The sequence below is a fragment of the Marivita sp. S2033 genome (assembly GCF_046592965.1).
Taxonomy (GTDB): domain Bacteria; phylum Pseudomonadota; class Alphaproteobacteria; order Rhodobacterales; family Rhodobacteraceae; genus Marivita.
Genome location: NZ_JBISBV010000003.1, coordinates 47,419 through 59,194, shown reverse-complemented (window position 1 = coordinate 59,194; position 11,776 = coordinate 47,419). Strand labels below are relative to the sequence as shown.

The following is an 11,776-nucleotide window of genomic DNA, read 5'->3' as shown; positions in this document are numbered from 1 at the left end:
GACGGGGCCACGCGTGTGACTGAAGCCTTAGCCGTCAGACGCCGGCAGAACGCCGTCTGCCTGAGCCGCCGCAAGCTCGTCCGCATTGAGAAGGCCATCGCCATCGGTATCCGCCGCCATGAAGGTGTCGGTTGTGATCTCTGGCAAGATGGTTTGCAGTTCTTCCATCGAGAGCATTCCGTCGGCATTGGCGTCCGCCGTCGTGTAATCTGCGGCCATTGCAGCAACCGGCAGGGCAACGATGGTTGCGGCGATCAGGCGTGTAAATGTCGTATTCATGGGTCTCTCCAAGTTTGTCGTTTATCAGAAGCACCGCATCGTTGCGGCCTTCACGATGTATGAGGCGGCAATCGCCCGGGGCGTCCCACTCTGCCAGAGAGCGGCGCCGTCCTGCCCAAATACCGCTGCCGGTTGCGCGAAGGCTTGCTGAAAAAGAGCCGCGATCCGCCATCGGCGGAAAACGCCGGGCTGGTCGGGGATTTTCCCGCTGTCATACCAAGCTCATGGACATACAAAACCACACCCGTCTGCTGGCCCGCGCCCGTCGCCTGTCACGCAGCCCGCAAGACGCCGAAGACCTGTGCCACGAGGTGTATCTGGCGGTTCTTCAACGCAAAGCGGACGGAGCGCGCATCGATCGCCCGCTGCCCTACATGATGACCGCGCTGCGGCACGCAGCCCTCGCCCGCGCACGCAGCGCGGCGCGGGAAGCCCCGCTTGAGGATGATTGCGGACCGAATGTCGAGGATGCCGGGCTCGCGTGTCTGTGTTCGCAAGTGCTGGCCCATCTCGACACGCTTCCCGAGACCGACCGCGCCCTGCTGCGCCGCGTTGCCCTCGACGGGCTGACGCCGTCGGAACTGGCCGCAGAACTGGATATTCCCGTCGGCACCGTCATGTCGCGCCTGGCCCGCGCCCGCGCGCGGTTGCGCCGCGACTTGGACATCACGGACGTGTTCGATTCATGATGCACCCATCGAAGGTGCTATGGGTCACGGCGCGCAATTTGTCTTGAGGGCGTTTGATTGTCGTCGTAAGAACATCATCACGGCGGGTGTAGCTCAATGGTAGAGCGAGAGCTTCCCAAGCTCCAGACGAGGGTTCGATTCCCTTCACCCGCTCCAGATCACCCCTCACCTTCCCGGATCACCGCTGCTCCTCCTGGCCTATGACCACGATCAGGCTTTTGCGGTCTTGGCGTCCTTGAGCTTGCGGGCAAGATCCTGAGCGATCGAGAACGCGCCCTTGATCTTATCGCTGTCTTTCTTCCAGTCGCGGCGCACGACAATCTTGTTGTCCTTCACCTTGGCGAGCCCGTTCTGATCCTTGATGAAATCCACCAGCCCTTCGGGAGAGGCGAATTTGTCGTTGTGGAACTGGATCGTCGCCCCTTTGGGCCCGGCATCGAGCTTGGCAATTCCGGCGCGCTTGCACATCGCCTTGATGCGCACCACCAGCATTAGCGTGTTGACCTCTTTGGGAAGCTTTCCGAACCGGTCGATCAGCTCGGCGGCAAAGCCTTCCAGTTCCACCTTGGTGGTGAGCGAGGACAGACGCCGATAAAGGCCGAGCCGCACGTCGAGGTCGGGCACGTATTCCTCGGGGATCAGCACCGGGACGCCCAAATTGATCTGTGGTGCCCATTGATCGTCGGCTTCTGACAGCCCTTCCATTTCGCCCGAGCGGATTTTGGCAATCGCCTCTTCCAGCATGGATTGGTAAAGTTCGTACCCCACATCGCGCATCTGGCCGGACTGCTCCTCGCCCAAGAGGTTGCCAGCGCCGCGAATGTCGAGATCCTGGGACGCCAGCGTGAACCCGGCACCCAGCGTGTCGAGGCTGCCCAGAACGCGCAGGCGCTTTTCGGCGGTCTTGGTCAACTTCGCGCGCGGCTTGGTTGTGAGATACGCATAGGCGCGGGTTTTCGAGCGGCCCACCCGACCCCGGATCTGGTAAAGCTGGCTCAACCCGAACATATCGGCGCGGTGAATGATCATCGTGTTGGCGGTCGGGATATCAAGGCCGGATTCCACGATGGTCGTCGCCAGAAGCACATCGTATTTGCCGTCGTAAAAGGCATTCATGCGGGTATCCAGCTCACCCGCCGCCATCTGGCCATGCGCGACCATGTAGGACACTTCGGGCACCTGTTCGCGCAGAAATTCCTTGATCTCAGGCAAATCAGAGATGCGCGGTACCACGAAGAAACTTTGCCCGCCACGATAATGTTCACGCAAAAGCGCCTCGCGGATGGTGATCGCGTCGAATTCGCTGACATAGGTGCGGATGGCCAGACGATCGACGGGGGGCGTGCCGATGATCGACAGATCGCGCACGCCTGACAATGAGAGTTGCAACGTGCGCGGGATCGGCGTTGCGGTCAGGGTGAGCACATGAATGTCGGTGCGCAACTGCTTGAGCCGTTCCTTGTGACCGACGCCGAAATGCTGCTCTTCGTCGATAATGAGCAAGCCAAGATTTTGAAATCGAACGCTTTTTGCCAGCAGCGCATGTGTGCCGACGACAATGTCCACCGTGCCGCGCGCCAGCCCATCGCGGGTGGCGTTGGCGTCCTTGGCCGACACAAAGCGCGACAGCGGGCGCACCTCAAGCGGGAAACCCCGGAAGCGCTCGGCAAAGCTCTTGTAGTGCTGGCGCGCCAGCAGCGTGGTCGGCGCGATCACCGCCACCTGAACGCCCGACATGGCCGCAACGAAGGCCGCGCGCATGGCGACTTCGGTCTTGCCGAACCCCACATCGCCACAGATCAGCCGATCCATCGGCTGACCGGAGTGCATGTCGGCCATCACATCCTCGATGGCGCGCAATTGGTCGTCGGTTTCCTGATAGGGAAAGCGCGCCGAGAACGCGTCCCACGCGCCCGGCGGCGGATCCATGATCGGCGCTTTGCGCAAGGCGCGCTCGGCGGCCACGCGGATCAGCTTGTCCGCCATCTCGCGGATACGCTCTTTCAGCTTGGCTTTCTTGGCCTGCCACGCGCCGCCGCCCAGTTTGTCAAGCAAGCCCTCCTCGTGACCATAGCGCGACAGCAATTCGATATTCTCGACCGGAAGGTAAAGCTTTGAGCCTTCGGCATATTCCAGCAGCAGGCATTCATGCGCAGCGCCCGCCGCCGTGATGACCTCCATTCCCAGATACCGCCCGATGCCGTGATCCACATGGACAACCAGATCACCGGGGCTCAGGGATTGCGTTTCGGTCAGGAAATTCTCGGCCTTGCGGCGCTTTTTCGAGGTGCGGATCAACCGGTCGCCCAGCACGTCCTGTTCGGATACGACCGTTATCCTGCCGCCGTTCCAAGGCGCCTCGAACCCCTGCTCCAAAGGCCAGACGGTCAGGTGCAATCCCCGCTTGCCGACCCGCGTCATATCGGTGACGGCAATCGTCTCGGACAGTCCTTCGTCTTCGATCAACCCCGAAAGCCGCTCGCGTGCGCCTTCGGAATACGACGCGATGACAACCGGGCCGTCTTCCATCTTTTTGCGAACATGATCGGCCAAGGCACTGAACAGGCTGATGTTTTCCTGCTGACGCTCTGGTGCGAAATTTCGGCCGATCCGCCCGCCCGCGTCCACGACATTGGGGCCGGACGCTTGCGCCAATGGATGAAACTGCACCACGCGCCGGTCCCCCAACGCGGCCTCCCACGCGGCGTCGTCCAGATAAAGCTGCGCGGGCGGAACCGGTTTGTAGACCGTATCCATGCGGGATTTCTGTTGCAGCGCCAGTTTGCGCGTTTCGTACTGATCGACGATCCCGTCCCAGCGCGACAGTCGCGCGGCGGTGATCTGGTCATCCTGCGTGACGCTGACACCGGGCAGATAATCGAACAGCGTTTCCAGATGATCGTGGAAGAACGGCAGCCAATGTTCCATCCCGGCCTGCTTGCGGCCTGCGCTGACGGCTTCGTAAAGCGGGTCGTCACTGCCGGCCGCGCCGAATTCAATGCGGTAATTCTGCCGGAACCGGGTGATTGCCGCCTCGTCGAGAATAACCTCGGACACCGGCGCGAGTTCGACCACGTCCAGTTTCTCGGTGGTGCGCTGGGTCGCGGGATCAAAGCGGCGTGCGCCGTCGAGAACGTCGCCAAACAGATCGAGCCGCACCGGACCGCCCTCTCCGGGTGGATAGATGTCGATGATGCCGCCGCGAATGGCATAGTCGCCCGGCTCAAGCACCGTTGGCGATTGCGAAAATCCCATGCGCACCAGGAAGTTACGCAGCGCGTCTTCGTTCACACGCTTGCCCACGACCGCGGTAAACGCTGCTTCGCGCAGGACCGAGCGTGCGGGCACATATTGCGTCGCCGCCGTCATGGTGGTCAGCAGCACATAGGCCGACGGCATGGCGTGCGTCAGGGCCGCCAATGTCGCCATGCGGGCCGCCGAGATCTCTGGATTGGGCGATACCCGGTCATAGGGCAGGCAATCCCAGCCCGGAAACACGAACACCGGCATGTCGGGCGCATAAAGCCGCAGCGCATCGCGCATCTGCGCCATGCGGCGGTCGTCGCGCGCGATATGGCACACCGCGCCGCCGGACTTTTCCGCTTCGCTCAAAACCAGACGCGCGTCGAACCCCTCGGGCGCGCCGCCCATGACGATGTGATTGGATGTGCTCATAACCGCGTCATGTGGCGCGCAGGACGTGCCGCGTCAACCAAGCACACCGATATTGAGGTTTTGATACATCCCCCACATCGCGGTGACGAAGATCGAGATCATACCGATGATGCGCACGAAAAGCCGGTGCCAGGCCAGGCGTTTGTAGACCGCCGCGAGATCATGATCGCGCGTGTGCAGCGCGTGCGCGGCGCGAAAGCTCAGCAAACCGACAATCGACATCGGAAAGCCGAGCAAAAACAGCGCCTGCGCAATCTCGATGCCATAAAACCAGCCCAACGTGAAAAAGCCAGTCAGAAAGAACGTGCCCCCCGCGACGATCCAGATGCCGGCCTCGTCCGCAATGTAAAGGATACGGCCCGTGTTGATGCGCAAAAGCTCCAGCAGGTCTTCGGCGGCCTGCCCGCCCCGGCGCTGCGCGCGCGCGATCATGTCATATGGGACACCAAGCACCCAATGGCTTGCCGACGACCACACAACCGCCAACGCGATCCAGAACCAAAGGTTGGAAAAGGACCGCATATCAATCATTTCAAAGACGGTGGTGTACCAATCCAAGGCGATCTTGTTCCCTGATTCTTGCGGCCAATGAGGGGTGAAGGCCTTGTTCCAGCGCACATTCCATGCCACCCAAATACGGCAAAGACAAGGACCGCCCAGATGAAACCGATCACCCCCGCTTTTCCCGCCACACGTCTGCGCCGTTTGCGCCGCACCGAAGGCTTGCGCGCATTGGTGCGCGAGAACGTCCTGACACCTGCCGATTTCATCTGGCCGGTCTTCGTGCGCGATGGCGACGGCGTCGAGGAACCGGTGGCGTCAATGCCCGGCGTGGTGCGCCGCTCGGTCGACAAGGTGGTCGAAGCCGCGCACGAGGCTCATGCGCTGGGCATCCCTGCGATCTGCCTGTTTCCCTATACCGACCCGTCCCGCAAGTCCGAAGATTGCGCCGAGGCGTGGAATCCCGAGAACCTGTCAAACCGCGCCACCCGCGCGATCAAGGACGCGCTGCCGGAAATGATGGTGATGACGGATGTGGCGCTTGATCCCTATAACGTCACCGGTCACGACGGGTTCACGGAGGATGGCTATATCGTCAACGACCGCACGGTCGAGGCCTTGGTGAAGCAGACGCTGAGCCAGGCCCGCGCCGGGGCCGACATCATCGGCCCGTCCGACATGATGGACAGCCGCATCGCGGCAATGCGCTCCGCGCTTGAGGGCGAAGGCTTCAAGAACGTGGCAATCCTCAGCTACGCCGCCAAATACGCCAGCGCCTTTTACGGCCCCTTCCGCGACGCGGTTGGCGCGTCGGGCGCTTTCAAGGGCGACAAAAAGGGCTACCAGATGGACCCCGGCAATTCGGACGAGGCGATGCGCCTGGTGGCGCGCGATCTGTCCGAGGGGGCCGACATGGTGATGATCAAACCCGGCATGCCCTATCTCGACATTTGCCGCCGCACCAAGGAGATGTTCGGTGTGCCGACCTTTGCCTATCAGGTGTCGGGCGAATACGCGATGCTGGCGGGCGCGATCGAGCGCGGCTGGCTGGATGGCGACCGGGTGATCCTGGAAAGCCTGATGGCGTTCAAGCGCGCCGGATGCGATGGCGTGCTCACTTATTTCGCTCCGGCGGCGGCACGGCTTCTCAATGGATAGCGGTGCCTCGCCGATGCGCCACTATCATTGGTGACAGGTCGGCAAGAACTTGCTATGATTGCACATAACCGGCGAAACAGCCGGAGCAACGAGGCATCCGTACACATAGCGGCATAGAAAGAGCAGACACATGACATCCCTGACACGACGCGAGCTGGCCCTTGGTCTGGGCGGAACCCTTCTGTTGGCAGGGTGCAACAACGCGATTGGCGGCAATGGCGGCGCGCGCATCGACGCCCGCGTCGATGCCACCCTTGGCGAAATGTATCGCCGCTTCCCCGGCACGCAGAATCTGGCCGCCAATGCGAACGGCCTGCTGGTCATGCCCCTGGTGACGGAAGCCGGGCTTGGCCTCGGCGGCGCTTACGGGCGTGGCGCGCTTCGGGTGAACGGTGTGACGGTCGACTATTACTCCACAACCAAGGCCAGTGCCGGCATTCAGATCGGCGCGCAGCAATATGCACATGTCCTGTTCTTCATGACCGAATCCGCGTTGATGAATTTCCGCCGGTCTCCGGGCTGGGCAGCCGGCGCCAATGTCGAGTACGCGATTCCAGAAGGTGGCGAAACGATTGCGGCCGAAACCACGACATCCCTCGCACCGATCATCGCGGTGATCTTCGGTCAGGCCGGATTGCGCATCGGAGCGACGCTTGAAGGTGTGAAATACACGCGCATCATTCCTTGACCCAAGTGGATGGGGGCGCTGCCCCCGGCCTTCGGCCTCCCCCGAGGTATTTTCGAACCAGAGAAGTGGCCCGCCGGGTCCACCCCTTGCACATCTGGCAAGGGGCGTCTCCGGTTACGGCCATCGGCGCCTCCGCCTGTACCGCCGGATCAGTGTGACTGGATATCGTTAAGATTCCGTTACTTCTCTGGTTCAAAAATACCTTCGCGGGTGAGGAGCGTAGCGACGCGGGGGCAGACAGCCCCCGGCACCGTCAGCCCGTCATTGCTGCCATCAGCGCGGTGAGTGCGGCCGCCGGATCATCGCTGCGCCAGATTTCCTCACCGATGCCGAAGAAATCCGTGATCGGAGCAAGGGCGCGCATGGTTTCGGCCGTCACGCCGCCTTCGGCGACGACCGGAAGCTCAATCATCTTGGACCACCACTCGAACAGTTCGGCATCGGCTCGCGAGCCGTCGCCAAGCGCGGTTTCCCCAACCGGACCGAAACTGACGTAATCGGCACCCGCCTCTCCGGCGGACATCCCGTCATGGCGCGACTGGGCGCAAAACGCACCGACGATGGCATCCGCGCCAAGTTCCTTGCGGGCCATGCGCACAGAGCGCGCGCCGTCGGTCAGGTGTACGCCATCCAGCCCAAGGCGTTGGGCCAACACGACATGGGTGTCAATCACCAGCGCCACGTCGTAGCGGTGGGCCACGTCGCGCACGGCGTCTGCCGCGCGCAGAATCAGATCTTCGTCGCGGCTCGCCAGCGACAGGCGGATGCAGGCGACATCGACCGCGTCCAGAACCTGTGACAGCGCCGTCGGAAAGTGGCTGAGTTCGATCTCGGGCGGGGTGATGAGATAGATTTGCGGCTGCTCGGCGTCGGACATCTGGCGCCCCTTCTTGTTTGTTCGCGTCCCTATACCGTGTTTTGCGGCATCGCGCCAAGGGGCTGCATGGCTTGCCCTTTGCGCGCCGCCGCAATAGTCAGGCGCGAGTTTTGCCAACCGGAGTTCTACCAGATGCCAAGCGACATGCCGCAGCCGACCTTTGTGCTGGTGCGTCCGCAAATGGGTGAGAACATCGGCGCGGCGGCGCGGGCGATGTGGAATTTCGGTCTGGACCGGATGCGGCTGGTGGCGCCACGCGATGGCTGGCCGAATCCAAAATCGGTGGCGATGGCCTCCGGTGCCGGGCGGCTTCTGGACGAGGCGGTTCTGGTCGAGCGGACGGTGGATGCGGTGGCCGATTGCTCTTTCGTGTTTGCCACCACCGCGCGCCAGCGTGGCATGACCAAACCGGTCGTCACGCCAGAGCGCGCGATGGAAATGGCGCGCGAGAAGATCGCGCGCGGCGAAAAGGTCGCGGTGCTGTTTGGGCCCGAACGCGCGGGTCTGGAGAATGACGATATCGCCCTTGCCAATGCGATCATTTCGGTGCCGGTCAACCCAGAGTTTCCGTCGCTCAACCTTGGGCAATGCGTGCTGCTCACTGGCTATGAATGGCGACGTCAAACCGTGGAGATCGCCGCAGAGGTCACGGAAATGGCCGGCACGGACTGGGCGAGTGCGATCGAGATGGACAAACTGGCGCTTCATTACGAAGAGAGGCTGGACGAGGCCGGGTTCTTTTTTCCTGACACCAAGGCTCAAGGCATGAAGCGCAATCTGCGCAACATGTGGAGCCGGATGCCGATGACCCGCGCCGATGTGCAGATGATGCACGGTATCTTGCGCCAGATCGTGCGCTGGAAGGACCGGGCGGAATGATCACGCGGGGCGACCGACTGGACGATCCCGTCCCCCGATCCTACGTTCGGGGCAATGAACGGAGGCGCGCATGAGCAGCAAACGCAGCATTTTCGAAGAGGTCGGTGACACGACGCCAAGGCCCGCCGCGCCGCAAGGCGGGATGATCGACAAGGGCCGCAGCGACGCGCGCGGTGCGATCCGCATCTGGCTGATGGTGCTGTTCGCGCTGGTCACGGTGATGATCGTGGTCGGAGGGTTGACCCGTCTGACCGACAGTGGCTTGTCGATCACCGAATGGCGCCCCGTCACCGGAGCGATCCCGCCGCTGAATGCCGAGGACTGGCAGCGGGAGTTTGATCTCTACCGCGCGATCCCGGAATACCAGTTGCAGAACAAGGGCATGAGCCTGTCGGAGTTCCAGTTCATCTATTGGTGGGAATGGGGCCACAGGCAACTTGGCCGTGTCATTGGTCTGGTCTGGGCGCTTGGCTTTTTCGGCTTCCTCCTGGCGCGCAAAATCCCCGCAGGCTGGACTGGCCGGTTGGTGTTGATTGGCGCTCTTGGGGGTATCCAAGGCGCGATCGGCTGGTGGATGGTGGCCTCTGGCCTGTCCGGCGCACGGCTCGACGTGGCGTCTTATCGTCTTGCGACGCATCTGGGGCTGGCGTTCGTGATCCTTGGCTTCATCGCCTGGTACACGTTCCTTCTGGGGCGCAAGGAGCGTGATCTGATGCAGGCACGGCGGTCGCGAGAGGGCAAGCTGTTCAGTCTTGCCACCGGCCTGATGCATTTCAGCTTCCTGCAAATCCTGCTTGGTGCGCTGGTGGCGGGCATCGACGCGGGGCGCACCTATAACGACTGGCCGCTGATGGCCGGAGCCTTCCTGCCGCCCTTTCCGTTCGAGTTGGAGCCGGTCTGGCGCAACTTCTTCGAAAACGCCGGGCTGGTTCAATTCATGCACCGGATTGCGGGCTACCTGTTGCTCGCCTTCGGCATCGTGGTCTGGCTGCGGGCACGCAAGTCGGCCAATGCCGACACGCGGTTCCGGTTCAACGCGGTCTTTGCGATGCTGTGGATTCAGATGGGTCTCGGGATTGTCGCGGTGCTTTACATGGCCCCCTGGCAGATCGCGATTGCGCATCAGATCGGCGCGGTGATCCTGTTCGTGGCGATCCTGCGGGCACGGTTCGGCGCGCAATATCCCGTGGAACAATCCATTCGGGGAACACTGCGATGAGCCGTGCCTATGACGATTTGATGGCCTTCACGCGCGAGACAGAAGCGCTTGGCCAGATCGCCGGACGGTTGGGCTGGGACCAGGAAACCGTGATGCCGCGCGGCGCGGCGGCGCAACGGAGCGAAGAGATGGGCGCCATCGAAGCCGTGCTGCACGCCCGCCGGATGGACCCGCGCATTGGCGACTGGCTGGACGCGGCCAAGCCCAAGGGCGCGGAGGCCAAGGCCAATCTGCGCCACATCCGGCGCAGTTTCGAGCGTGCGTCGAAAGTACCGGCCGACCTTGCCGCCGAGTTGGCGCGCACGACGTCGGTGGCGCAGGGTATCTGGGCCGAAGCGCGCGCGAATGACGATTTCGCAGCCTTCGCCCCGACGCTGGAACGGGTGCTCGACCTGCGCCGGCAGGAGGGACAGGCGCTGGCCAATGGCGGAGATGCCTATGACGCGCTGTTGCAGGATTACGAACCCGGCGCGACGGCAGACGGGCTTGATGCGATGTTCGGCGCGTTGCGTCCGCGATTGGTGGCGTTGCGCGACAAGATCCTGGGCGCTTCGTCACCAGCCGCGTTGACCGGCACGTTTGACGAGGCCGCGCAGATGAAGCTGACGCGCCTCATTGCCAAGCTCTACGGCTATGACATGAGCCGGGGCCGCGTCGACAAGGCAGTGCATCCGTTCAGCGCCGGAAGTGGCAATGATGTGCGCATCACCACGCGCACCAGTCCGACCGATCCGTTCAACTGCCTTTACTCCACCATCCACGAGGTCGGCCATGCCGCCTATGAGCAGAATATTGACCAGGCTTATCTTCTGACGCCACTGGGGCGCGGTGTGTCGATGGGAGTGCATGAAAGCCAGAGCCGGATTTACGAGAACCAGCTTGGCCGCTCGCGCGCGTTTAACGGCTGGTTGCATGTGCAGATGCGCGACGCGTTCGGCGATTTCGGCATCGACGATCCGGACGCGTTTTACGGCACAGTCAATCGTGTGCACAAAGGCTATATCCGCACCGAAGCGGATGAAGTTCAGTATAACCTGCACGTGCTGTTGCGCTTTGACCTGGAGCGCAAGCTGATCGACGGCACGCTGGATGTGGCCGATCTGGAAGAGGCGTGGAACACCCGGTTCGAGGCCGATTTCGGCTACAGGGTGGACAAACCGTCGAATGGCGTGTTGCAGGACGTGCATTGGGCGGAGGGGCTGTTCGGGTATTTCGCCACCTATACGCTGGGCAACGTCTATGCGGGCTGTCTGCACCAGACGCTGCGAGAAGCGGTGCCGGAACTGGATGCGCAACTGGCGTCTGGCGACACCACTGCCGCCACGGGATGGTTGCGCGACAATCTGCAACGCCACGGCGGCCTATACGAGCCGCGCGACACGATCGAGCGCGCCTGCGGGTTTGCACCCGATGAAGGGCCGTTGCTGGCGTATCTCGAAACCAAGTTCGGAGCGATCTACGCCCTGTAAGGCGCCGCGCTTTTTATCGATCAGTGATAGGTGAATTCACCCACCACCTGCCGCCATTCACCGGGCGAAATCATCTTGCGGTGGGTGAATTGCACCGAATGCAACGGACCCTCGATCTCGTCCTGCCAGAATTCGATGAACCCGAACAGCTTGGTATGATCGGGGGCGATGTCGTAGTCCTGCCAGACAAAGGTGTTCAGGACGTTCCGGTAATCGGGCATCCGGTAATACAGCTGCGCCGTCGTCAGGCCGTAGCCCTTCAGCATCATTTCCGTTTCGCTCATCTGTGCCATGCCAACCTCGTAGATTTTTTATTGTGTGATCAAGTCTGCCACGACTTTC

The 11,776-nt window shown here is 62.3% G+C and carries 11 protein-coding genes and 1 tRNA gene; 7 read left to right on the top strand and 5 right to left on the bottom strand.

Annotation, left to right across the window (positions count from 1 at the left end; translation table 11 throughout):
* Positions 1-27: 27 nt before the first annotated feature.
* Positions 28-279 (bottom strand): EF-hand domain-containing protein, encoded by a 252-nt coding sequence (locus tag ACGKZZ_RS07020; protein WP_411222795.1) that lies wholly within the window; start codon positions 277-279, stop codon positions 28-30.
* Positions 280-503: 224 nt separating this feature from the next.
* Here ACGKZZ_RS07020 and ACGKZZ_RS07015 point away from each other — a divergent pair, with 224 nt between their 5' ends.
* Both ACGKZZ_RS07015 and ACGKZZ_RS07010 read left to right on the top strand, forming a co-directional pair.
* On the top strand, positions 504-968 hold the full coding sequence (locus ACGKZZ_RS07015) for an RNA polymerase sigma factor (RefSeq protein WP_411222794.1): 465 nt from the start codon (positions 504-506) through the stop codon (positions 966-968).
* 82 nt (positions 969-1,050) lie between these two features.
* Positions 1,051-1,124, top strand: a tRNA-Gly gene (locus ACGKZZ_RS07010).
* A 54-nt stretch (positions 1,125-1,178) separates the two neighbouring features.
* Here ACGKZZ_RS07010 and mfd read toward each other — a convergent pair.
* Complete coding sequence (gene mfd / locus ACGKZZ_RS07005; protein ID WP_411222793.1) at positions 1,179-4,643, bottom strand: transcription-repair coupling factor; 3,465 nt, start codon at positions 4,641-4,643, stop codon at positions 1,179-1,181.
* A gap of 33 nt (positions 4,644-4,676) precedes the next feature.
* Complete coding sequence (locus ACGKZZ_RS07000; protein ID WP_411222792.1) at positions 4,677-5,201, bottom strand: component of SufBCD complex; 525 nt, start codon at positions 5,199-5,201, stop codon at positions 4,677-4,679.
* A gap of 102 nt (positions 5,202-5,303) precedes the next feature.
* Here ACGKZZ_RS07000 and hemB point away from each other — a divergent pair, with 102 nt between their 5' ends.
* Both hemB and ACGKZZ_RS06990 read left to right on the top strand, forming a co-directional pair.
* Positions 5,304-6,302, top strand: coding sequence for a porphobilinogen synthase (hemB, locus tag ACGKZZ_RS06995; RefSeq protein ID WP_411222791.1), 999 nt, complete (start codon positions 5,304-5,306; stop codon positions 6,300-6,302).
* A gap of 130 nt (positions 6,303-6,432) precedes the next feature.
* Positions 6,433-6,990 (top strand): YSC84-related protein, encoded by a 558-nt coding sequence (locus ACGKZZ_RS06990; protein WP_411222790.1) that lies wholly within the window; start codon positions 6,433-6,435, stop codon positions 6,988-6,990.
* Between the two features lie 253 nt (positions 6,991-7,243).
* Here ACGKZZ_RS06990 and ACGKZZ_RS06985 read toward each other — a convergent pair whose 3' ends face one another.
* Positions 7,244-7,867 carry a thiamine phosphate synthase gene (locus tag ACGKZZ_RS06985; protein WP_411222789.1) on the bottom strand — a complete coding sequence of 208 codons (624 nt, stop codon included), beginning with the start codon at positions 7,865-7,867 and terminating at the stop codon, positions 7,244-7,246.
* 132 nt (positions 7,868-7,999) lie between these two features.
* Here ACGKZZ_RS06985 and ACGKZZ_RS06980 point away from each other — a divergent pair, with 132 nt between their 5' ends.
* The 3 genes from ACGKZZ_RS06980 (at position 8,000) to ACGKZZ_RS06970 (ending at position 11,434) form a co-directional block, all read left to right on the top strand.
* Positions 8,000-8,746 carry an RNA methyltransferase gene (locus tag ACGKZZ_RS06980; RefSeq protein WP_411222788.1) on the top strand — a complete coding sequence of 249 codons (747 nt, stop codon included), beginning with the start codon at positions 8,000-8,002 and terminating at the stop codon, positions 8,744-8,746.
* A 70-nt stretch (positions 8,747-8,816) separates the two neighbouring features.
* Positions 8,817-9,965, top strand: coding sequence for a heme A synthase (ctaA, locus tag ACGKZZ_RS06975; RefSeq protein WP_411222787.1), 1,149 nt, complete (start codon positions 8,817-8,819; stop codon positions 9,963-9,965).
* Positions 9,962-11,434 carry a carboxypeptidase M32 gene (locus ACGKZZ_RS06970; protein ID WP_411222786.1) on the top strand — a complete coding sequence of 491 codons (1,473 nt, stop codon included), beginning with the start codon at positions 9,962-9,964 and terminating at the stop codon, positions 11,432-11,434. The genes ctaA and ACGKZZ_RS06970 overlap by 4 nt, the downstream gene beginning before the upstream one ends.
* A gap of 20 nt (positions 11,435-11,454) precedes the next feature.
* On the opposite strand, the gene ACGKZZ_RS06965 is transcribed toward ACGKZZ_RS06970, so the two are convergent.
* A complete protein-coding gene (locus ACGKZZ_RS06965) occupies positions 11,455-11,727 on the bottom strand; it encodes an usg protein (RefSeq protein ID WP_411222785.1) in 273 nt (90 codons plus the stop codon).
* Positions 11,728-11,776: the final 49 nt, after the last annotated feature.